21 protein-coding genes and 1 tRNA gene are annotated in these 21861 nt (G+C 63.2%); 14 read left to right on the forward strand and 8 right to left on the reverse strand.

The genetic code is table 11. The features are described from left to right. The coding region (locus G8767_RS22385) for a GatB/YqeY domain-containing protein (RefSeq protein WP_166811833.1) at window positions 1-286 on the reverse strand (286 nt) is incomplete at its 3' end. A gap of 132 nt (window positions 287-418) precedes the next feature. On the opposite strand from G8767_RS22385, the gene G8767_RS22390 reads away from it, so the two are divergent. The 4 genes from G8767_RS22390 (at window position 419) to G8767_RS22405 (ending at window position 2343) form a co-directional block, all read left to right on the forward strand. Further along, window positions 419-1387, forward strand: coding sequence for a metallophosphoesterase (locus tag G8767_RS22390; RefSeq protein ID WP_095969663.1), 969 nt, complete (start codon window positions 419-421; stop codon window positions 1385-1387). Between the two features lie 54 nt (window positions 1388-1441). Beyond that, a tRNA-Pro gene (locus G8767_RS22395) sits at window positions 1442-1515 on the forward strand. A gap of 74 nt (window positions 1516-1589) precedes the next feature. Continuing rightward, the gene (locus G8767_RS22400) at window positions 1590-1913 is read left to right on the forward strand and encodes a hypothetical protein (protein ID WP_124566750.1); all 324 of its coding nucleotides are present in this window, start codon (window positions 1590-1592) and stop codon (window positions 1911-1913) included. Between the two features lie 76 nt (window positions 1914-1989). After that, on the forward strand, window positions 1990-2343 hold the full coding sequence (locus tag G8767_RS22405) for a VOC family protein (RefSeq protein WP_124566749.1): 354 nt from the start codon (window positions 1990-1992) through the stop codon (window positions 2341-2343). 1 nt (window position 2344) lies between these two features. Here G8767_RS22405 and G8767_RS22410 read toward each other — a convergent pair whose 3' ends face one another. Further along, complete coding sequence (locus G8767_RS22410) at window positions 2345-3901, reverse strand: acyl-CoA synthetase (RefSeq protein WP_166811835.1); 1557 nt, start codon at window positions 3899-3901, stop codon at window positions 2345-2347. A 641-nt stretch (window positions 3902-4542) separates the two neighbouring features. Between G8767_RS22410 and G8767_RS22415 the strand changes: the two genes are divergently transcribed. Continuing rightward, window positions 4543-4719 (forward strand): hypothetical protein, encoded by a 177-nt coding sequence (locus G8767_RS22415; RefSeq protein ID WP_166811829.1) that lies wholly within the window; start codon window positions 4543-4545, stop codon window positions 4717-4719. After that, window positions 4716-5108: a DUF6461 domain-containing protein gene (locus G8767_RS22420; protein WP_124566747.1), complete on the forward strand. Its 393-nt coding sequence runs from the start codon at window positions 4716-4718 to the stop codon at window positions 5106-5108. Before G8767_RS22415 ends, G8767_RS22420 begins: the two co-directional genes overlap by 4 nt. Window positions 5109-5462: 354 nt before the next feature. On the opposite strand, the gene G8767_RS22425 is transcribed toward G8767_RS22420, so the two are convergent. Both G8767_RS22425 and G8767_RS22430 read right to left on the reverse strand, forming a co-directional pair. After that, on the reverse strand, window positions 5463-5900 hold the full coding sequence (locus G8767_RS22425; protein WP_124566746.1) for a hypothetical protein: 438 nt from the start codon (window positions 5898-5900) through the stop codon (window positions 5463-5465). A 772-nt stretch (window positions 5901-6672) separates the two neighbouring features. Then, complete coding sequence (locus G8767_RS22430; protein ID WP_124566745.1) at window positions 6673-7656, reverse strand: nitronate monooxygenase; 984 nt, start codon at window positions 7654-7656, stop codon at window positions 6673-6675. 652 nt (window positions 7657-8308) lie between these two features. On the opposite strand from G8767_RS22430, the gene G8767_RS22435 reads away from it, so the two are divergent. The 6 genes from G8767_RS22435 (at window position 8309) to G8767_RS22460 (ending at window position 15456) form a co-directional block, all read left to right on the forward strand. Continuing rightward, entirely contained in the window at window positions 8309-9343 is a 1035-nt protein-coding gene (locus G8767_RS22435; RefSeq protein WP_185564459.1) for a LysR family transcriptional regulator, read from the forward strand. Between the two features lie 122 nt (window positions 9344-9465). Continuing rightward, window positions 9466-10260 carry an enoyl-CoA hydratase-related protein gene (locus G8767_RS22440; RefSeq protein ID WP_124566744.1) on the forward strand — a complete coding sequence of 265 codons (795 nt, stop codon included), beginning with the start codon at window positions 9466-9468 and terminating at the stop codon, window positions 10258-10260. Continuing rightward, complete coding sequence (locus tag G8767_RS22445) at window positions 10205-11644, forward strand: MFS transporter (protein WP_346843021.1); 1440 nt, start codon at window positions 10205-10207, stop codon at window positions 11642-11644. The genes G8767_RS22440 and G8767_RS22445 overlap by 56 nt, the downstream gene beginning before the upstream one ends. Next, complete coding sequence (locus tag G8767_RS22450; protein ID WP_166811837.1) at window positions 11641-12828, forward strand: CoA transferase; 1188 nt, start codon at window positions 11641-11643, stop codon at window positions 12826-12828. Before G8767_RS22445 ends, G8767_RS22450 begins: the two co-directional genes overlap by 4 nt. Before the next feature lie 74 nt (window positions 12829-12902). Next, window positions 12903-14051: an acyl-CoA dehydrogenase family protein gene (locus tag G8767_RS22455; RefSeq protein WP_124566742.1), complete on the forward strand. Its 1149-nt coding sequence runs from the start codon at window positions 12903-12905 to the stop codon at window positions 14049-14051. A 373-nt stretch (window positions 14052-14424) separates the two neighbouring features. Then, the gene (locus G8767_RS22460) at window positions 14425-15456 is read left to right on the forward strand and encodes an iron-siderophore ABC transporter substrate-binding protein (protein WP_124566741.1); all 1032 of its coding nucleotides are present in this window, start codon (window positions 14425-14427) and stop codon (window positions 15454-15456) included. Between the two features lie 57 nt (window positions 15457-15513). On the opposite strand, the gene G8767_RS22465 is transcribed toward G8767_RS22460, so the two are convergent. Next, the gene (locus G8767_RS22465; protein WP_124566740.1) at window positions 15514-15990 is read right to left on the reverse strand and encodes a helix-turn-helix domain-containing protein; all 477 of its coding nucleotides are present in this window, start codon (window positions 15988-15990) and stop codon (window positions 15514-15516) included. Window positions 15991-16110: 120 nt separating this feature from the next. Between G8767_RS22465 and G8767_RS22470 the strand changes: the two genes are divergently transcribed. Continuing rightward, window positions 16111-17727 carry a DHA2 family efflux MFS transporter permease subunit gene (locus G8767_RS22470; protein WP_166811839.1) on the forward strand — a complete coding sequence of 539 codons (1617 nt, stop codon included), beginning with the start codon at window positions 16111-16113 and terminating at the stop codon, window positions 17725-17727. Window positions 17728-17801: 74 nt separating this feature from the next. Then, a complete protein-coding gene (locus G8767_RS22475; RefSeq protein WP_166811841.1) occupies window positions 17802-18470 on the forward strand; it encodes a hypothetical protein in 669 nt (222 codons plus the stop codon). 5 nt (window positions 18471-18475) lie between these two features. Here the strand turns inward: G8767_RS22475 and G8767_RS22480 are convergent, their stop codons facing one another. From G8767_RS22480 to G8767_RS22490, 3 genes are all read right to left on the reverse strand, one after another. Continuing rightward, window positions 18476-20242: a cholesterol oxidase substrate-binding domain-containing protein gene (locus tag G8767_RS22480; protein WP_166811843.1), complete on the reverse strand. Its 1767-nt coding sequence runs from the start codon at window positions 20240-20242 to the stop codon at window positions 18476-18478. 97 nt (window positions 20243-20339) lie between these two features. Beyond that, the gene (locus G8767_RS22485) at window positions 20340-21143 is read right to left on the reverse strand and encodes a metal-dependent hydrolase (protein WP_166811845.1); all 804 of its coding nucleotides are present in this window, start codon (window positions 21141-21143) and stop codon (window positions 20340-20342) included. Between the two features lie 220 nt (window positions 21144-21363). Further along, entirely contained in the window at window positions 21364-21828 is a 465-nt protein-coding gene (locus G8767_RS22490; protein WP_166811847.1) for a light harvesting protein subunit alpha, read from the reverse strand. Between the last annotated feature and the right edge of the window lie 33 nt (window positions 21829-21861).

The following is a 21861-nucleotide window of genomic DNA, read 5'->3' on the forward strand; positions in this document are numbered from 1 at the left end:
ACTCGTCGATGATCTGAGCTTCGGCGCGCTCTTTCGCGGCAAGCTCTCCGCGGCCGTTCTCGGTGTAGATCTCGGCCGATTCGCCGCGCTTCTTCGATTCCTTTGCAAGGACTTTGATGATTTCTTCGTCGGTGAGGACTCGTGCTTCCTTACCGGCCACCTCTTCGGTCTGGATGGCTGCCATGAGCATCCGAAGGGTGGCTGTACGTAGCGGATCCTTCGCCTTCATGGATGCAACCATGTCGGTTCGGAGAGTGGCTTTGAGCGATGGTGTCGTGTCGGACATGGTGGAAACGTTACGCGCTCGGCGTTTCGAGCGTGCCGATAGTTACCTCCGCCCGGACACAATTCTCTGTGGAATAGCTGTAAAAGGCGGCGAGAGCGACGCAGAAGAACGCCACACCCGTATCCTTGAGAGGTGTCTTCCCAGTTCCGCACCAATCTGACCCGCACCGCACTTGGTGCCGCGGGCGCCGCTGCACTAGGGATCGGGTACGCATCCGGCATCGAACGCAATGCATTTGCACTGCGTGAGGTGACGATGCCAGTCCTGGCGCCCGGTTCGTCGTCGCTGCGGGTCCTCCATCTCAGCGACCTGCACATGATGCCGAACCAACGGTTGAAACAGAATTGGTTGCGTGAGCTCGAAGGCCTCGATCCCGATCTCGTGGTCAACACCGGCGACAACCTGTCGCACCAGCGCAGCGTCCCGGCAGTGGTCCAGGCACTCGGCGATCTGTTGGCTCGGCCGGGTCTGTTCGTCTTCGGCAGCAACGACTACTTCGCTCCGAAACCGAAGAACCCACTGAGCTACATCTTCAACAAGGACAAGCGCATCACCGGGGATCCCCTCCCCTGGGGCGATCTGCGGGCCGCGTTCACCGAACGTGGGTGGCTGGACATGACCCACGTGCGCCGCGAACTCGAAGTGGCCGGTATTCGCATTGCGGCCGCCGGCGTCGACGATCCGCACCTGAAGCGTGATCGCTACGACACCGTCGCCGGAACACCCAATCCCGTCGCCCAGCTCAAGCTCGGCCTGACACACTCGCCCGAACCTCGAGTTCTCGACCGGTTCGCCGACGACGGCTACGACCTCGTGCTCGCCGGCCACACGCACGGTGGTCAGCTGTGCCTTCCGTTCTACGGCGCGCTGGTCACCAACTGCCAGATCGACCGGTCGCGGGTCAAGGGGCCGTCCAAGTGGGGCGCACACACTCAGCTGCACGTCTCCGCGGGCATCGGCACTTCGCCGTGGGCGCCGGCGCGCTTCTGCTGCCGCCCCGAGGCAACTCTGCTGACTCTGGTTCCGGCCACCAAGCGCGAACCGGAGCACGTCTCCGCACACAGTTCCACAGAGTCTCCAGCGTCGGTTCTACGCAACTGACCTGCGGATTTAATGTCAGTCGACTCGGTAATGTAAGCTAACCGAGGTTCGACACGGGGTGTGGCGCAGCTTGGTAGCGCGCTTCGTTCGGGACGAAGAGGTCGTGGGTTCAAATCCCGCCACCCCGACAGTGAAGAACAGCAATCGAGGCCCTTCCGCTTACGCGGGAGGGCCTCGATTGCGTTGACGATAAGGTGAAGCCGTGGCATCCGAACCAGACTTCGCGCACAACGACATGGCGAGCCGTAGCCGACGTGAGAAAGCTGTCGGCCTTGCCAAGTTCGCCTGGGATCGCGATATCAGCAGTGCAGAGTTGCTCGAGATGCCCGACGATCGGCTGCGCAAACTCGCGCGGGCGGCGGGCGCCAATCCGCCGAGCACGCGGGAGACCTGGACGATCGCGGCCGGACTGCTCGACGAGAAAGCCGTGTGGGCAGCCGCTCATCCAGACCGACCCGAAGCTCGGCGTGAGCATCCGGACGAGAAGATCATGTGGGTGAAGAAACCGATCGAGCCCTGGCTGTGACAGCCGAATTCAGCGCAGCTGTGACAGCCGAATTGGGCGCAGATGTGACAGCCGCATTCAGCGGAGCTGTGAACAGGTGATCGGGCAGGTCGACGAAGTAGTTGTGGATTGCTCCGCGCCAGTTCAGTTGGCGACCTTCTGGGCCGGAATCCTCGGTGGGCAGCCGGTGAAACGGAGCGAGGAGTGGGCGTTTGTCGACCCACCAGGATGGACCCGCCTCGCGTTCCAGCGCGTACCGGAATCCAAGCTGACGAAGAATCGTCTACACATCGACGTCAGCGTGGATGACGTCGTCGCTGCAACCGAGGCCGCCGAGCGCCTCGGCGCAACTCGGGTCGGCACTGTTCAGGAGGACCCGGCAGGCACGTTTCAGGTGTTGCTGGATCCCGAGGGAAACGAGTGGTGCGTCGTCAAAGGAGTCGAAAGTTGATTCACACTCCCGCTACGGTTTCGCGAGCCCAACGGTAGTCCGCCTTACCGCTGGGTGAGCGGAGGATACTTGGTACGAGCACGATCGAGCGGGGGATCTTGTACCCGGCGACGTGGGTGCGGCAGTGCTCCGACAATGCTTCCGTCGCAACATCTTCGAACCCCGGTCGAACCTGCACGACAGCGGCGACCTTCTCACCGAATCGTGCGTCGGGCGCGCCCGCGACCAGCGCGTCGAAAACTGCCGGGTGAGTTTTGAGTGCCTGCTCCACTTCCTCGGGGTAGACCTTCTCGCCACCGGAGTTGATGCACATCGAACCGCGCCCGAGCAGCACGATGGTTCCGTCGGCTTCCATCGTGCCCATGTCCCCGAGCACCGCCAGACGCACCCCGTCGACGACGGGGAAAGTTGCCGCAGTCTTGACGGGGTCATCGAAGTAGGCCACGGGAACATGGCCGGCCCTGGCGATGAAACCGACTGCGTCCGAGCCTGGTTCGATACGACGAAACTCGTCGTCGACAAGAATCATGTTGGGGTTGGATCGAATTCGCTTGGAACCGTCCTCCCCGAATTCGACGACGCCGTCGTTGCCGGATTCCGAAGCACCGAACGCATCCTTGATCACCAGCCCTGGCAATCGGGTTGTCAGTTCTGCCTTCAGGTTCGGGGAGAACAATGCGCCACCCGACCCGATAAGTTTAAGAGTCGAAAGGTCGTAGCGCCCTTCGCTTGCGGTGATGGCGTCGGCGATCGGCCGAGCAATTGCATCGCCGACGACGGTGATCCCGGTGATCTTCTCGGCCTCGACCAGTCGCAGCACCTCCATCGGATCGAAGCTGCGGGTCAACACTCGGGGCACTCCCATGAGAAATGCCGTGAGCAGTGAATAGATCGCGGCTCCATGCATGAGCGGCGGAATGAGTAGCAGCACAGTCGGGTTGGTGTTCGCCAGGGCCGCCTCCACAACCTCTTCGAGGCTCCGACGCGGTGGCCCGCTGAGGTTTGCTCCGGACAGCGCAGCGAAGAAGAAGTCCTCGTGCCGCCACACCACGCCCTTGGGCATTCCGGTTGTACCGCCGGTGTAGATGATGAAATGGTCGTCGTTGCTGCGAGGGCCGAAGTCGCGGGTATCGGATTGCGCCGCAAGCGCGTTCTCGTAGTCGTCGCCGACGATCAGCACGTGGGTGATCTCCGGACACTGCGGAACTACAGCCAAAGCCGTCGGCACGAATTCTGCTTCGACCAGCAGTGCCACCATTTGAGAGTTGGTGTAGATGTACAGCAGTTCTGCATCGGTATAACGGAAGTTGACGTTGATCGGCACCGCTCTGATCTTCAAGCACGCCAGGAGCGCTTCGACGTACTCGACGCAGTTACGCATGTGAATACCGACATGCTGGCCCGCTTCGACGCCGACGGACTGCAGATGATGAGCGAGGCGGTTCGATCGCAGTTCGAGTTCGGCGTAGCTCAACCGCGAATCTTCCAGGATCAAGGGAACTCGATCGGGGATCGCATCGGCAACGGCCTCGAACAGATCGGCAATGTTCAGGGTCATCGAATTCCTCACTACACGCGTCTTCACTTACCAGCACAGGTCTTTCGCGAAGCTAACACGTTGCTCGAGCCCTGTAGTCCGAATTGCGTAGAGGTCCCGCTGAGCGAGACCTGACGCGCCGTTCACCTGGTATCGACGGCGGCGGACAACACGCTGGCCAAGCTCGCCCACCCGTCGACTCCACCGTTGAAACCGCTAGTGCTGCTGGCAGATCGGTTGCATTGAACCATGCGCCGTCCCATTCGAGGCGGAGGGCACACCACGGTCACCGTACGCCCTACGCCCGAATCTGGAAAAGTAGGCATGCCATCTTCCGATCCTTGGCCCAGGCAGGGAGCAAGCCCCAGTTGACGGTCCGGAGCTGCCCCTGGGGCTCGGAGTCGGGTTCCTCGCCTGGGGTTTGTTGAGGATGACGCGGACAGGTTGGGTGGGTGCGACGTTGCAGGACGGTGGGAGTTCATCCCCGGCGGTCTGCATAGTGTCGAGGACGACTGCAATTCCATGTCTGCGCTTTTTGCGTAGCGCCCACACATGGCCTGACCTCCTCGTCACCGGTTCCCACCCATCTTGAACAGCGTTGTCCGCGTCAAACGGAGTGTGATGATCTCTGCGAGTACGTCGTCGACTGTCGCGACAGGGGAATGGCGATCAGTCCTCGGCCGGTGCCCGCCGATGTCGCGTTGGCGATCGTCGCTGCCACAGTTCCCGGCGTCACGGTCGGGGTTCTCCTGGACGACAGGATGGCCGGAATCGCGGTCGGGGCCTGTACCGCGGTGGTGTTCCGCTTCGTGCTGCGGACGATCATCACCAGGAAATGACGGAATCGTTTCGGGAGGGCCTACGCATCAAAACTTATCGCGACTTCGAGTGCCTCCTCCGCGACTATCCGTGGACCGAGAACGGGCTGCACGTGACTTACGTGCGCGACGCGACGCCGACTGCCGTGATCGAGTCGATGACCGTGCGCTACCTGGGGGAATTCCGCGGGTTGCACGGTATCAACGACATAGAGTGGGAAGAGTTTTCGATCGTCGGCGCCGCGGCCTTGGGGAACGGGACGATCACGATCGCTCCGATGGCGTGGACCGGCTCGGACGACGACCTGATGATGCCTCTGTCGGTGGGGCGTGAAGTACTCACACACTCGCGCGACGTCGAAGCCGCATCCTCGTTCGACCTGTGGCAGAACGGAATTCATACCGCGTAGGTCGACCCCCCTCTTCAGTTCCGAGGCAGGGCTGAACCCGATGTCGGAGGCGTGGCAGTCGCGGATGAAAGAGGTCGGGCTCGACCCGGACGGTGGAGGACCGTCGACTATCGGAAGCCCAGGATTCGAGAGCGCGCGGAGGCGACGGGCCGCTAAGCGAGCTGAAGGTTGCATCAGATGCAACATTGATGCACGTTCAACAACGTGACAGCGTCGACGGACGCGCGTAAGGAACTCCTCGGTCAGGATCCGGTGGGCGGCCATCGACTTGCCGGTGTGGCCGGGTGTAGGACCGGAGAACGGGTCCTACACCCGGCCAGGGTGCGGGCAAACGCGGTGCCCGCACCCGTGAACTCAGGGGTTGGGTACCATGACTGTGACGTTCGGCGTATCGCTCGGCGAGGTCACACCCTCGACTGTTTCGAGCCCGAGTCCGCCCTGGGTCGCGCCGTCACCCGGAGTAATCACCGTGGCTTCCGGCATATCGCTCGGCGAGGTCACACCCTCGACTGTTTCGAGCCCGAGTCCGCCCTGGGTCGCGCCGTCACCCGGAGTAATCACCGTGCTTTCCGGCGTATCACTCGGCGAGGTCACACCCTCCACTGTGTCGAACGCGATCCCGCCAGCAGGGGCGACCTCGACGGAGGCGTCGACGGCAGTCGGCTCGCTCGCCGGAATCCCGTCCTGAGCCCAAGCGATGCCCGGTACGGCCAGCGCGCCCGCAGCGGCGATTCCCGCGGCGGCGATGACCAACCGCCGACGGGTGGTGTGGGTGGTTAAGGACTTGTTCATTATCGGACTCCTCGCTCGATGTCGTGGCCCTTGTGGCTCCGACATCACCCAAGGTATGGGCGAAAAACTCGGCACTCATTAGCGAAACCTTAAGGGTCAATTAGACATTCACGGACATGGCCTCGCTACACAAAGCTCAAGACCATGACATTGATGATCCCGGCGTGGAGTCGTGTCACTGGAGGCGGTTTCATCGCGACAGGAGGGGGTGACGGTAGTTGCAGTGAATGTTCCGGTGCCGCATCCCGGCCAAGGTGCGGGCGAACATAAGTCGAGCGGTAGCAGGCGCCGTTGTCCGCGACAGCCCACGTAACCTGACGATGCCGCGCGGGGCCAAGAACACCCGGCCCGATTGATGGAACATGCTGCTGTGAAACCTTTTTCATCGACGAGTGTCTCGTTGGAGGCGAGCCAGGAGAAGCTGGCGATGATCGAGCGCAGGTATACGACTCCAGCACGAGCACCCTTGGCTTTGCAGCGTTCGACTACGCGGGCGTCGTCGAAGCCCTTGCCATGGGTGCGCCCCTCCGCCGTGGAGGATGCGGCCGCCTTCCTTGATAACGACGTGCAACATGTGCTCCCAGGACAGGGGGCAACGATCCTGTTCACAGGGCTGCGGATGTCGGCTCCGATCGGCCCTCGAATGAAGTCACCGATGCACCACATCGACGTCGAGAATCGTTGCCGTGTCGCTCCCCTCCGGCTCCGGCACGCCTCACGACCACTCTCGAAATAGTTGCGATTCATAACTTCTTCTGAAAGACAATGTCTATCAGGCGTTTACACGCGACATCATATCCGTGAGCCGTTCGGAGATGAGTGCCTCAGCCTCGAGGACGATGCGCTCGACGAGCGCACCGGCGGTGGGGATGTCGTGAATGATGCCCTGGACGGTGCCGACGGACCAGATGCCGGCCTCGGGATCGCCGTTCTCGTAGACGCGGCGACCGCGGGCGCCAGCGACGAGTTCTTGAACGTCCAGGAATTGACCGCCGGCGTTCAAGATCTCGACAACCTCGCGGCTGACCGAGTTACTGGCGACGCGCGCGGTGTTGCGCAGCGGCCGAAAGATCAGCTCGGTGTCGGTCTCCGTGGCCGCTACGATCGCCTCCTTGATGTTCTGATGGATAGGCGATTCGGCAGTGCACATGAAGCGGGTGCCCATGTTGATGCCGTCGGCGCCGAGTGCGAGCGCCGCTACGAGACCGCGTCCGTCGGCGAAGCCGCCGGATGCGAGCATCGGGATGGTGATCTGCTCGGCCGCGGCGGCGATCAACACCAGACCCGGGATGTCGTCCTCACCGGGGTGGCCGGCGCATTCGAAGCCGTCGATGCTGATGCCATCGACACCCGCGTCCTGTGCCTTGATCGCGTGCCTGACGCTGGTGCACTTGTGTAGCACCTTGACGCCGGCAGCGTGGAAGTCTGGCAAGTGCGGGGCAGGGTTGGATCCGGCGGTCTCCACGATCTTGACACCCGAGTCGATTATGACCTGCCGGTACTCCTCGTACGGCGGAGGAGTGATCGCGGGCAGGATGGTCAGGTTCACCCCGAACGGCTGGTCGGTCAGCTCGCGGGTGCGGGCGATCTCCTTGGCCAGATCCTCGGGGGTGGGCTGGGTCAATGCGGTGATCATGCCGAGGGCCCCAGCGTTGGCAACAGCGGCAACGAGTTCGGCGCGACCGACCCACTGCATGCCGCCCTGCGCGATGGGGTGGCGGACGCCAAAGGTCTCGGTGAAGGCGGTGGACAGCACGAAAATCTCCTCGCAGTTGATGTTTCAGTCATTGGGTCGGTGGCCGACGACGCGCAGCACGATGGTTGTGTACCCGACGGCGAACTGGTCGGGAGACCACGAGGACGGCTTCTTGTTCTCGTGGTCTTAGGAGGTGGCGTGATCTAACAGATGAGGCCGCGCTGCAGCGCTGGAATTCCAGTCATGCCGGCGGTGGTTTCGTGCTCTCCGGTTATCGTCCCTCCTCGATCAGCGCGAGGCTGTGCTGATGGCGTCGTCGAGTCGGATGGTCTCGCCGTTGAGCATGGGGTTCCTCACCCTCGCGTTGCCATGTTGGTTGCAGTGTGTCCACGGATGTCCTCACCTCGGATCGGATTCTCCGATAAGCGTGGTGGGCACCGGCGGCGCAGTCCATGACCAATTTGCAGTCCCGTCGATAGGCGCAATCTATTGATCGCGGACGCCTAGCCCACGGCCGCACTGCCGAGATCGTGACGGACGCTCCGTACCTGACCATCAGCCGTGCGGTAAGGAAACGAACCGGACAGGCCCTTGTCTACGTGGACGTCCTCTTCTAGACGTAAATCCACGATCTCCGGTGGACGAGGCCCCGAGGACCTGGAGATGGACGTCTCCCTCGGCCGAGACTGTCGCCGACCCGTAGGTTTTGGGGATGGACGTTCGGCAGTTGGAGTATTTCCTCGCAGTGGTCGACAACGGCGGCGTGAATCGGGCCGCCGCCGCTTTGCACGTCGCGCAGCCCTCCCTGTCTCAGTCCATCAGAAAGCTGGAGAAGGACCTTCGGACCGAGTTGTTCCATCGGGTCGGCAGGGGCATCGTCTTGGCCCCGGCCGGCGAGGCGCTCGTCGGCCCAGCCCGGCAGATCCTGCGGGACATGGATTCCGCGCGCGAGGCAGTGCGCGAGGTTCGAGATGTCGAACGGGGCCGAATAGACATCGCGGGCCTGTCGGACATGTCGACGGATCCGCTATCCGTGTGGGTAGCTCAGTTCCGGGTCAAGAATCCGAACATTCACCTCCGAATCGAGGAGCGCGACCACCTCTCGGAGGTTATCGAGATGGTCAAGTCGGGTGCCTGTGAACTTGGAATCACGGTCCTCCCACTACCGCGAGAGGGGGTTGTCGACCAGCCCCTGGGCTGGCAGACCTTCGTGCTGGTGCTCCCACCCGGAACCGAATCCGAATTTCCGGATCCCGTCCCCCTCGAGTCGCTGACAGGCATACCGCTGGTGATGGGGGAGCGCAATACCGGTAGTCGCGACTACGTGGAGTCCATGCTGCGAGCCAGCGGGGTCGAGCCGAGGATTGCCGTCGAAGTGCCACAGCGCGGTGCCGTTGTACCAATGGTGTTATCGGGCGCAGGCGCGGCAATCCTGCCGATGCGGATCGCGTTGGACGCAGCGCAGCGTGGCGCGGTCGTGCGGGAACTGGCTCCGGAGCTTCGGCGACAGATGGGTGTCGTGCATCGACCCGGGCGACTTACCGGCGCCGCTTCGGCCTTCCTCGACCAGACCAAGGCAAGTCTCGCGTCCTGGGATCGGGCCGTCGAACGTCGCATGGCATCGGGTCTGAGCAGGATCGAAGCCGCAGCGTTGACGGTGTCGGCGGTCGAGAAGCGGCAACTCGAGGAGTTTCGCATCCAGTCGCCGATTTCCCGGCTCGTAGAGGGCAACGACATCGATAGATAGGCAATTGCAGTCAAGTGAACCGAAACAGGTCTTTGACCCTGTCGATAAGCAGACATTGAATGTGATGCATGTCATCGCGAAGCTGGTTCGTGAGTGACCACATACTCACAGGAGGCACCCAGATGCCATCTCAGGTCACGTGCTCGATCGCTCGCGAAATCGCGACGGTGACCCTCCGCAACACCGAGCGTCGAAACGCACTGTCCATCCGGCTCCTCGGCGACCTCGAAGCCATTCTGACCCGGCTCGAGGCCGATCGCGAGGTCCGAGTCATTGTGCTCACCGGCTCCGGCTCGGCCTTCTGCGTCGGCGCTGATCTCGCCGCACCGCCGGAACTCCGGTCGCTGCGCGGTGATTCGGTCGAGGGTGACACGGCGCGGTTGCGCGCCGCGAGCAACGTGGCACAGCACCTGCACCTGATGCCCCAGCCCACGGTGGCCGCGATCAACGGCGCCTGCGCTGGGGCAGGGTTGTCGCTGGCGTTGGCGACCGATTTCAGGGTCGCCGCCGACACCGCAGTCTTCAATACGGCCTTCCTCGGTGCCGGCCTCTCCGGCGACCTAGGCGGGATCTGGTTCCTCACACACCTGCTCGGTAGCGCAAGGGCCCGAGAACTGTTCCTGATGCCCGGGAAGTTCGACGTGCGCCGGGCGGCAGAGATCGGGCTGGTCACGGCGGTCGCTCCCGCCGACGGGCTCGGCGAACTCACCGACCGGATCACCGCGCGGTTGGCGTCAGCCGCCCCGGTCGCTGTCAGGGCGATGAAGCAGAACCTACTCGGCGCGCAGGCACTTCCGCTCGCGGAATACCTCGGCGTGGAGGTCGACCGCATGGTCCATTGCTTCCACACCGACGACGCACGTGAGGCTGCGTCGGCCTTCCTGCAACGTCGCGAGCCTGTTTTCGCCGGTCGCTGAATATTCCACCTTCGCGCGGCAGACATTGCGTTCTCTTCTTCCTTTGGAGACCCTCATGACCATCAAGGTTCCAACATCGCCCCCGCAGACATTGATGTCACGCCCCTCCGTGAAACGGCGGGCCTGGATCGTTACGCTGCTCCTGCTCGCTTTTATGCTGCTCAACTTCGCCGACAAGGCCGTCCTCGCCTTCGGCGGTGTGCAAATAATGAACGATCTGGGCATCTCGGCCCAACAGTTCGGCCTGCTGCAGAGCGCCTTCTTCTGGCTGTTCGCGGCGGGCGCGATCCTGGTCAGCGCGCTGACCTCGAAGATCAATGTCCGGTGGCTTGTCTCGGTGTTGATGCTGATCTGGATCCTGACCATGCTCCCGATGCTCGGGCCGGTCAACTTCACGGTGCTCCTGGCGTGTCGGATCGCGTTGGGCTTCGCGGAGGGTCCCGCTTACGCGTTGGCGACCCACATCGTGCACTCGTGGTTCCCACCCGAAAAACGTAGCCTACCGGCGGGCGTCGTCAGCGCCGGAGCGTCCATCGGCCCATTGATCGCGGCACCCGTCCTCACCTGGGTGATCGCCACGTGGTCCTGGCACGCTGCTTTCGGTGTGCTCATCGTCGTCGGGGCGCTCTGGCTGGTTGCGTGGCTGATACTCAGCAGGGACGCGCCCGAACAGCAGACGGCCGAGTCAGTCGCCGACGACCCGAAAGCGGCGGCAGCGCTGCCGGTGCAAGCGTCGCTGCGCGTGCTGCTCACCACGGGGAGCGTGATCGGCATCGGATTCCTCACGTTCTTCGCCTACTGGTCGACCACGCTCAAGGTCTCCTGGCTGCCGCTGTACCTCAACCAAGGACTCGGCTACGACACGATCACCGCCGGTTGGCTCATCATGCTGCCCTATGCTGTCGCCGCAGCGGCGGCGATCGGCGCCGGACTGCTCTCGAACCGGCTCACCGCACGCGGTGTGTCGAGGCGCATCGCGCGCGGCTATCTCGCTGGCGGCCTGGTGGTCATCGCCGGGCTGTCGATGTACCTGTTCACGACGATCGACAGGGGGCCCATGCAGATGGCCTTCATCACCCTTGCTTTCTCGATGAACACGGCCGCCTACGCGATCGCCTTCACCGCGATCGGCGACGTCGTGCATCCAAAGCAGCGGGGCATGGTCCTCGGGTGCCTGGTCGCGTTCTACAGCCTTGCAGGCGTCATAGCCCCCTTGCTGCTCGGACACTTCATTGGCGGAGCGGCCGACAAGGCCACCGGATACGGGCAGGGCTTCTCGCTGACCGGCATCATCATGGCTGTGGGTGGCGTGCTCGCTCTGTTCCTGGTCCGCCCCGAACGAGATCTGGCCAAGATCCGTGAACGAGTGGAGGTTTCGCTGTGAATCCACCGCTGGAAGGAGTCCGGGTCGTCGACTTCGGACAGTTCATCGCGGCCCCGGCAGCAACGCAGATCCTGGTCGATCTCGGTGCCGATGTCATCAAGGTCGAGCCTGTACACGGCGAGTCCGCCCGACTGATCGGACTGTACGGCGAGGCGATCCTCCGCACGTATAACCGTGACAAGCGCTGCATCGCGCTTGATCTCAAGAATCCGCACGGACAGAAGATTGCGCGCCAGCTGATCGACGGCGCCGACATCGTCGTCCAGAACCTGCGCCCCGGCGTCATGGAGAGCTTCGGACTCGGAGCCGCCGCGGTGCGAGCCGCGCACCCGCGGCTCGTCTACGCGACCGTCAGTGGCTTCGGTTTGCACGGCCCGTCGAAGGGCAGGCCCGGCCTCGACATCGCCGCGCAGGCCGAGAGCGGGATCATGTGGGTCACCGGCGAGGCCGACAGTGAGCCGCAACGGGTCGGGTTCCCGATGGTCGACGCCGCCGCTGCGCACGTCTTAGCGCAGGCCATCCTCGGCGCCTACGTCCGCAGGCTGCGCTTCGGGGCAGGCGACGAGGTCGAGGTCTCGCTCCTCGAGGTGGCCATCCATCTGCAAGGACCAAACTGGGGCGAATACCTGCTGACCGGGAACCCTCCAGTGCGCAGCGGAAACGGGCAGCCGACGGTCGCCCCGGCCGCCGACATCATGCCCACGCGAGACGGCGCGATCGTGGTGTCCGCCTACTCGGTACCGCATTTCGAGAAGCTGTGCAGGCTGATCCAGCGACCCGACCTGGTCCTGGACGCAAGATTTGAATCGAATGCGGTGCGGGTCGCGAACCGCGCGGAGTTGCTGGTCGAACTGCGCGCGGCCTTCGCTCATATGTCGACCGAGCAGGCGATGGACCTGCTCACGCCTAACGGTGTGGTGGCCGGCCGGATCAGCAGCTACGACGAGGTGCGCAAGAACCCCGACGTGGAGGCGACCGGACTCTTCATCGACGTCGAGGGCCCCGACGGGACGCAGCACACCACACTTGGGTCACCGTGGCACTTGGCCAGCGTGATCGGCGGTGACGGCAGGGGTGCGCCGGGAATCGGCCAGCACACCGCAGAACTGCTCAGCGAGCTCGGCTACACCGGTCAGGACATCTCCACGTTGGCGGCACGATCGGTGATCGGCCTGCCTCAGTAACACCCCATCTCGAAGATTCAGGATTCGGCACACCCGCCGAATCCCCATTCCGCATACCTTGCTAGGAGAGAATCATGCTCAGGGACATCTACACCGAGGATCACGAGGCGTTCCGCGACACCGTTCGGCAGTTTGTCGGCAAGGAGATCGTGCCGTACATCCCCGAATGGGAAGCCGCTGGGATTGTCCCCCGCGAGCTGTACACGAAGGCCGCAGAAATTGGCATCAACGGCCTGCAGATCCCCGAGGAGTTCGGTGGCGGCGGGATGGACACATTCCGCTTCAACACCGTCGTTCTCGAGGAGAACGGTTACGCCGCCGCGACATTGGGTGGGTTGCAGGTGCACCTGAACACCGTGTTGCCGTACTTCCTCGAGTTTGCCAACGAGGAGCAGAAGGCACGCTGGTTCCCGGGGTTCGCCGACGGATCACTGGTCAGCTCAATCGCGATGACCGAACCCGGGACGGGTTCGGACCTGGCCGGCGTGGCCACCACCGCGGTGCGCGACGGCGACGATTACACCCTTAACGGCGCCAAGACCTTCATCACCGGCGGTATCAATGCCGATCTCGTCGTCGTCGTCGCGCGTACGTCACGCGGCGACAGCAATCGACGGAGGGGGCTCTCGCTGCTCGTCGTCGAGTCCGGGATGCCCGGCTTCAGCCGCGGGCGCAACCTCGACAAGCTCGGACTGAAGGCGCAGGACACTGCGGAACTGCTGTTCGACAACGTCCGGGTGCCGGCTTCGAACCTGCTGGGGATGGAGGGCGAGGCCTTCTCCATGCTCAGCGCCAACCTGCCGCAGGAACGTTTGACGATCGCGGTGACGGCGCAGGCCACCGCGGTCGCGGCGCTGAACCTGGCCGTCGAGTACGTCAAGGAGCGCAAGGTGTTCGGTCAGCGGGTCGCCGACTTCCAGAACACGAAGTTCGTCCTCGCCGAATGCGCGACGGATCTCGAAGCGGGTCAGGCGTTGGTAGACCGCGCTATAGCCGCCCTCGACGCCGGAACGCTCACCCCTGCCGACGCCGCGAAGGCGAAGCTGTTCTGCACGGAGATGCAGTCGCGGGTCATAGACAAGTGCCTGCAGCTGCATGGCGGTTACGGCTACATGCGCGAGTACCCGATCGCGCGACTGTTCGCGGACGCCCGCGTCTCGCGCATCTTCGGCGGCACAAGCGAGGTCATGAAGAGCGTCATCTCCAAGTCGCTGAACCTCTGACGATGCGGAGCGCCCTACCCCGGGGCAGGAACGGCGGCAGGGCCCGCAACGAATCCGTTGCGGGCCTTAGCGATTGGTCAGCTCAACTGTGTATTCATCTTGTTCGCAAGCCATCCCGCGCCCGACTGGACCATCGGCCCTTGCAAGGCAGTAGCGGTCGCCGTTGCCTTGGACGTAGTGAGTGAAGCACTTGTTCCGAGGTGATGGATTCGAGCAACGAGATCGACCGCCTTCGTCAAGCCCTTCCCACACAATCCCTGTACCGAGTACCACCGACCGACGCCTGACGGCAGAAACGATCTGCCGCGTTCGCAAAGCCGCTGGGCGAGAACCGGCGGATCAGGCAATCGGACAATAAAGGTAGGGTAGCCTAATGCATTCACGCACCACTCTCCGGAGCCGCACGTCGGTCCGGGTCGCCATGGTTGCCTTGGCGACTGTTTTTGCCGCTACGGCCTGCGGTTCTTCCGACGCCGGCGGCAACGCAAACGGCAACACCGATGTCGCGACCGGCGGCAAGCTGTTCAGCACTGCCGACACGGAAACTGCGAAGCTCGGCAGCGACGCCGCGCCCGGCGAGTTCCCGCGCACCATCACCCACGCTCTGGGCGAGACCACCCTCGAGGCCAAGCCGACCCGCGTCGTGGTCCTCGACAGTGGCGAACTCGACGAGGTCCTCTCGCTCGGGATCACGCCGGTAGGCATCGCCAGCCCGGAAAGTGCCGCCGGTCAGCCGTCGTACCTGGCCGACAAGTTGGTCGGAGTCCCCGACGTGGGCACGACCAACAACCTCAACCTCGAGGCGATCACCGCACTGCAGCCCGATCTGATCCTCGGTAGCAAGTTGCGCCAGGACAAGCTGTACCCGCAGCTCGCGGCAATCGCTCCGACGGTCTTCAGTATCCGCCCCGGCTTCCCGTGGAAGGAGAACTTCCTCCTTGCCGGTGACGCACTCGGCGAGGAGACCAAGGCCGAGCAGGTTCTCAACGACTACCAGACGCACGCGGATCAGGTCCGTGAGTCGATCGACGGCTCCCCCACCATCTCACTGGTTCGCTTCATGTCCGGAAAGCTGCGCCTGTACGGCAACCTGTCGTTCATCGGCGTCATCTTGAAGGACGTCGGCCTGCCCCGCCCGGCGATCCAGGACATCGACGAACTGGCCGTCGAGGTCAGCCCGGAAACGATCACCGAAGCAGAGGGTGACCGAATCTTCTACTCCAGCTACGGAAATCCCGCCGACACCGGCCAGACCACCGTCGTTGCCGGCCCGCTGTGGGCCAGCATGGACGCAGTCAAGGAAGGCCGCGCCACCGAGGTCAGCGACGAGACCTGGTTCCTGGGTCTCGGCCCGACAGGTGCCGGCCTGGTTCTCGACGACCTGCAGGCCAAGCTCGGCAAGTAGCCGTCACCGAAGCCAAGACCGCCGCTCGACTCTCCGGAGTCGAGCGGCGTTTTTTGTTCAGCGGTTGTCCTGCTCGAGGTGTTCGTTCATCGTCGAGTGCAGGTCGACGAGAAATTCCTCGAATCGACTGAGCAGTTCGGGCGGGTATTTCTCCATCATGGCGTCGAGTCGCACGGCAAGTGGGCCGAAGAACTCGTCCGCGAGGTCCTGCACATGCGCACTGCTGTGCAGCGTGACCACGCGACGGTCTGCATTCTCTCGGGTCCTGACGATGTGTCCCGCCTTCTCCAGACGATTGAGCAGCGCGGTGGTTGCGCCCGACGTCAAGGAGATCCGCTCCGCGAGGCGCGCGGGTGAGAGCGGCGCACCTTTCTCCTCGGCTGCGGTGATTTCCATCAGGGCAGTTGCATCGGTGGAATGAAGACCCAGCCACGACGCGAATCGATGGCTGAATTCGGTGAACGTCCCACCGTACGCGCGGAATTCGTCCATCAGCCGCTCCCGCTCCACGGAGATGTCGCGCGGTGCCTCCACCTCGGTGATCCCACCTTTCCTGTGCCAGACGGCGGCCAGCAGAGCCCAGCGCGCACGTTGACAACTTACCGCCTCAAATATACCTTCATTATAAAGTTACTTCAGCATGGAGGTTTATTCGTGAACATCTCACCCACCACCCGCAAGTGGTTGGGCCTGATCGCCATTGCACTCGGCGTGGCGCTGATCGTCGTCGACACCACCATCGTCAACGTCATCGTTCCCTCGATCATCGAAGATCTCGGAATCAATTCCGTTCAGGCTCAATGGATCCAAGAGTCCTACGCAATCGTGTTCGCGGCACTTCTGCTATTGGTCGGCAGAGTTGCCGATCTGGTCGGCGCTCGTCGTATCTTCATTGCCGGTGTCATCGTGTTCGGCGCGACGAGCCTGCTGGCCGGACTGGCACCGAACGGCGGTCTATTGATCCTGGCGCGATTCCTGCAGGGCGCCGGCGCGGCCATGATCCTGCCGACCTCACTGTCGCTGCTGAACGCTATGTTCACCGGCAAAGCCCGCGGCCAGGCCTTCGCAGTCTGGGGCTCCACCATCGGTGCAGCCTCCGCCCTCGGCCCACTACTCGGCGGCTGGCTCGCCGAACATGCCTCATGGCGTTGGGCATTCGGGATCAACATTCCACTGGCTGCGCTCATTCTCATCGGCGCAGTGCTGTTCATCGCGCCCTCACCCCGCACCGCTGGGCGCATCGACGCCACGGGAGCGGCACTGTCCATCGCCGGCCTTGGCCTGCTCGCCTTCGGCCTCGTCGAGGGACGTACGTACGGGTGGCTGACCACGAAGGAACCCTTCGATCTGTTCGGTCTGTCATGGACCAGCGGACCGTCACCGGTTCTGGTCGCGCTCGTACTCGCCGTTCTGTCGCTCGGTGCGTTCGCCTACCGGCAAACCATGCTCACCCGCAGCGACGATCCGTCGCGGGCGCTGATGGACGTGCGACTCTTCTCCATCTCGTCGTTCCGCAACGGCAACATCGCGACGCTGATCATCGGGCTCGGCGAGTTCGGAATCGTTGCGGTGCTTCCTCTCTGGCTTCAGTTCACGCTCGGATACAGCGCACTCCAGGCCGGACTTGCACTGGTTCCCATCGCCATCGGCAGCTTCGTCGCCAGTGGTGCGAGCTTCGGAATGGCATCGAAGGTCTCGCCGTTGGGTTTGGTCCGTATCGGTTTGGCCCTCGAAGCGCTCGGTCTCGCCGGTCTCGGATTCATCGCTGCGACAGACAGCCCCTGGTGGACTATCGCCGCTGTGCTGTTCTTCTACGGAATCGGCGTCGGTTTTGCGACTGCGCAGGTGACCAACGTCGTGCTCGAGGAGATTCCCGAGCAGAGCGCCGGTCAAGGCTCCGGAATTCAGAGTGCGTTCCGCCAACTCGGATCCGCACTGGGCATCGCTGTCCTGACCACGGTCTTCTTCAGCACTCTCAATTCCACGCTGAACAACGACCTCACCGAATCCGGTGTCGACCAAGCTCAGGCTGATCAGTTGACTCGTGCTGTCACCGACAGCGCGGGCGCCGCCATAGACTCGCTGGCCGGGTCACCGAGCACCGCTTTCGTCGCCGACGCTGCACAGTCTGCAATGACTCACGGCATCACACTCGGCGGATACCTTGCGGCCGGATTCGTCGTGGTCGGTCTGATCGCCACCGCGCTCATCCCGAACAAGCCTGCCCCGTCAAGCGAGGAGGAAACGAAAGCACCAGCCGACGTCGCCTGACGGCCGAATAGGTGCAGTACGGTGCCGGTATGCAATTGCCCTGGTCACGGTCAGCACAGTCACGGTCAGCACCGGTGCTCAGTGAGGCTGACATCGTCGCTGTCCGTGAGCAAGCGCGCGAACTGGTAGTCCCTGGTTTCGCGACGTTCGACGAAATCTGCGAAGCCGCCCGAGACAGCGTCGAGGGCGGTTTCGAGAACGATGAACTCGGCAGACGGATCGACGCAATAGTGCGTGAGGTCTGGGACCGAAGACTCGAGGAGCAGACCCAGTGGACGGCTCCTGGCGACTTCGAGCGCCTATCCGCCGCCTTCGCAGAACTCGAGTACAACGGCATCGTGGCCCGAATGAACTTCACCTGCTGCATGCAGTGTGGCACTACCGAAATCGACGACGAGCGCACGCCGGCCGAACCGGACGAGAACGGGTATCCCTTTGCTCAGTGGGCGTACACGTTCTTCCACATGCAGGATGCGGAGCGTCTCGGCGACGAGCCGTCCGATCTCTACTTGTCCTACAGTGCGTTTCGCCCTGCCCACGATCTCGATCCCGCACTGATCGCCGCTGCTTTCGGCGGCGACGAAACCGCCAAGGCACACATGATCGCGCACACCGATCAGACCGTCGGGCGCCAGGTGGCCGACGCACTCCGAGCCCAGGGACTGAGCATCGACTGGAACGGTGACAACAATCAGCGTATCCGTGTCACCGACGTACGTTGGCGCAAACCGCTCCCGCAGTAGGAGATTCAGCTGGGCGGCAATACGCGGTCGAGGAACATATTGCTGAATACGCGGTGTGGGTCGTGTTCGTCGAGCGTGGCGATAGCGAAGTCCCAGTTCCCGTCTCCACCGGCCCGGAAGGTGGCCGGCACTGTGCTGGTGAGGAATTCGTCGTCCTGGTACGCCGCCTGATCGGTGAATGCCCATCCCTTCGACCACTCCGGACGGAAAGTCGCGTAGTCGCCGGAGTAGTTCGCGACCATCCACCGTTCCATCTCACGAAGGAACACGGGCAATCCCGCGGTGCCGGGAATCGAGACCACGTTCATCCAGATCGCCGTGTCCCAGTCCTGACGATCCGCGCGGGGCCGCACCGCTGACAGATCCGGCACACCGGCGCTGTCGACCAACACCTCGCCGTTATCGTCGACACCGCAGAGACGTACTTCGAACGGCATGTTGACGGGATACTGCCCCAGCGACGCGTAGTGCGTCATTCGCTCGTTCAGCCAACTCGTCATCTCGTGGACGACGCGGCCGATGTTGGAGCGCTTGGTGATCACCGCCCCGCCGCCCGCTACGACGCGCAACGTCGTGTGCCGCAGGTAGAACAAGACGTCCTTCGACCAGCCCCACAGATCGTCGGTGTCGGTCAGCACCAACCCTGCTGCTACAGCTCCGAACTGAGAGGCGCCGAACAGTGGTGTCGCAGCTTGAAGACCCTGCGCCACCATCCCCAACGGCGTGGTGACTTCTTCGGGAATCGCGTCGGAGAAGAAGTAGTTGTACGGCCCGCTCACCTCTCGGGACTCCGGAGGTTTGACCGGGGTCGGCGTCCAGACCTTGAGCCACGGTGTTTGCGTGAACGGGAACCAGATGGCTTCTACCCGTCCGGATTTCTCGACAAAACTCTCGTAGGTACGCCCTGGCGAACCGGGAGCAGCAAAGAGTTCTTGCCACGGAATGTCGGTGAAACTCTGGCACCGTAGCCGATAATTCTCCCCGCCTTGCAGCGTCACGGAGGTGACGAAGGTTCGGCCCAGGTGAGTCAGGAAAGCCGTGATCTCGTCATCTGATCGGCGAAAAGTCTTCAGCCCGTATCGATTGCTGCCTTCGTCCCACGCCACCACCGTGATCTCGGTGATCAGATTGCTCAGCGAACCATACGATTGACCAGGGGTGATCGTCTCCCCTACCGCCGGATACGTTGCCCCGTGAGCGCCGATCGCCAGTGCCCCGGCGATGGACAGCTCACCGATCGCCGGAGAGTTCGCCCAGCCGAGCCCTTCTCGCTCGAGCGCTGTCAGAATGGCTTCGATACTGGCACCGGCGCCCGCCGTGACTGTTGCGGGCGTGCTGTGCTGCACCACAACCGAATTCAAGTTCGCCATCGTATCGACCAGCAGAACTCGATCCGAAGGCGCGCCGGGCACCACGGTCAACGGACTCCACCCGTGCATCGTTCCCTTCGCACGCACTGTGTACCCGTTGTCGAACGCCCAGTTGGCGAGGGTGACGACGTCGCCGCTGTGACGCGCCGTTGCAGTCCACACGCTGTCGAGCATGATTTCTCGCGACCAGTTGGCGTATGCCTGCTGTGACAGCGGAATGTCCGACGGAAATCCGGGCGGTGGCGCGATGGTCGATGCCGAACCCCAGGGCACTGCTCCCGCCGGCGCCCAGGAAATGCCCGCGAGCGCGGCAGCACCGGCACTCGCTGCGAGAAATCCGCGCCGGCTCACACCGTCTACTCCTGAGCTGTGCTCTGCCTTGGGTTCTGCTCGATGCACCACTGCTCACTCCGTCAGCCGACTCGGTTCATGTCAGGGACGAACGTAGAACAAATATGATTACGATGCCAGTGGTTCCGTAATAAAAGTTTTCCGAAGCTCACTGCACCATCGGAGCGAAGACGGCATAGATCGCTTCCGGGGCGCCGTCGAACGCACTGATGATCAACCAGGCAGTCAGAACAGTCAGCGCCGGCCCGATCAGGATCTTCTCGAGGTTCCCACCTGCACGGATGGACAGGAATGACGGCAGCCGTTGTTCCCACCATCGCTTGCCGCCGAGCGGAATCAGGGGCGCGAGAAACGGCACCCCTTCCTTGGTGATCGCATCGCCGAGACAGTGCGTGGCGCAGCCCAGTGCCACCGCAACACCTAGCCCGGTGGATCCGGCCTCACTCGGATACCACTGCCAAGTGAGGGCGGAGAGCACCAACGCAACGGCGGAAACCGCGAACCACCCCTTCTCCTTGGCCAATTCACCCGCCAACCCTCGGATGGCCAGCCCGAGGCAGAAGAACAGCGTGATGATGATGGCGGGCTTCCCGAATTGAACAACCAACGCAGAGACCCCGGCCCCCAGACCGGCGGCAAACAGTGCGGTGTGCGTGAGCGTCCGATGCCCACCACGACGCTTGCCGTCTTTCTTGCCTTTGGTGATGCGATAGAAGGTCACCGAAATTGCGTCGATACCTTTGGCCAGCGCTTTGCTGAGCGGACCGAATGATCGGGAAACCGTCGACTGACCGGTATCGAGATCGGGAAGCAAGGCGGCGCCGGCGCACACCCCGGCAAAGGTCAAGGTTTCAGCGGTGGATGTGGGCCCTCCCCAATCGAGAGGCAACAACTCTGCAACCACCAACCCCACAGCAGCACCGGACATCGCGTGGGTGGGGCCCATGACCATGAAACACAACACCTTTCGAAACGCGCCCCGCATCAGGCCGTACCGCACCCTCTGCGAGACACCACACACATGACGCCATCGGCGACGGTCCCGGCATGCTCGCCGAGACCGCCCCGAACGTAGCAAGTGCTACCGACAGGGTTGACCGCCCTCTCGTCCCAGTTGAGTACGGCCGTACCGTTCCAGGTCAAAGCGGTTCATGCGGAGCTTTTTTCGCTCGTCAGCCCGCAGCAACGGTGCATGACAGGGCAACGCCTTCCTCCAGCGGAGCGACGCCGGCCATGTCGAGCACCTCTGCCGGAACCCCCTCGGTGGTCGGAGCCCACTCGACGGTCGGCAACGCCGGCACCCCTTCACGCGCAATGAATGTCGCGGCGTCGCTCGGCACTTCAATCGTGATTGCGGCTGTACCGGCCTCCTCCGCGCGCACAACCTTGCCCTCGTCGATGAGCTTCTGCAGCCCCTCGTCGGATATCGGCGTCGTGGCACCACACGCTACTTCGGGTGCCACACCAGCATCGGACGGAGCGGTCGCGATCGATCGCACCGCTACCGGCGACCCGTCGGAAATCGGATTGGAAGCCCAGGCGATTCCCGGTGCCACGGCCATACCGAGGACCGCCACGGACGCCACCACCACACCGGTGCGGCGGGCCCGCTTGCCGTTCACTGTCAATCGCGTCATCGTTGTTCTCCTTGATCGAACGTTCCCGAATTC

Source organism: Rhodococcus sp. IC4_135, from assembly GCF_011602025.1.
GTDB classification, from domain to species: domain Bacteria; phylum Actinomycetota; class Actinomycetes; order Mycobacteriales; family Mycobacteriaceae; genus Rhodococcus_F; species Rhodococcus_F baikonurensis.

Excerpts from the sequence above, each read along its gene's own strand:
- G8767_RS22425 (WP_124566746.1), bottom strand. The coding sequence starts at position 5,900 with ATGAACAAGTCCTTAACCACCCACACCACCCGTCGGCGGTTGGTCATC.
- G8767_RS22420 (WP_124566747.1), top strand. The coding sequence starts at position 4,716 with ATGACGGAATCGTTTCGGGAGGGCCTACGCATCAAAACTTATCGCGAC.
- G8767_RS22455 (WP_124566742.1), top strand. The coding sequence starts at position 12,903 with ATGCTCAGGGACATCTACACCGAGGATCACGAGGCGTTCCGCGACACC.
- G8767_RS22415 (WP_166811829.1), top strand. The coding sequence starts at position 4,543 with ATGGCGATCAGTCCTCGGCCGGTGCCCGCCGATGTCGCGTTGGCGATC.
- G8767_RS22490 (WP_166811847.1), bottom strand. The coding sequence starts at position 21,828 with ATGACGCGATTGACAGTGAACGGCAAGCGGGCCCGCCGCACCGGTGTG.
- G8767_RS22435 (WP_185564459.1), top strand. The coding sequence starts at position 8,309 with ATGGACGTTCGGCAGTTGGAGTATTTCCTCGCAGTGGTCGACAACGGC.
- G8767_RS22485 (WP_166811845.1), bottom strand. The coding sequence starts at position 21,143 with ATGGTCATGGGCCCCACCCACGCGATGTCCGGTGCTGCTGTGGGGTTG.
- G8767_RS22460 (WP_124566741.1), top strand. The coding sequence starts at position 14,425 with ATGCATTCACGCACCACTCTCCGGAGCCGCACGTCGGTCCGGGTCGCC.
- G8767_RS22440 (WP_124566744.1), top strand. The coding sequence starts at position 9,466 with ATGCCATCTCAGGTCACGTGCTCGATCGCTCGCGAAATCGCGACGGTG.
- G8767_RS22410 (WP_166811835.1), bottom strand. The coding sequence starts at position 3,901 with ATGACCCTGAACATTGCCGATCTGTTCGAGGCCGTTGCCGATGCGATC.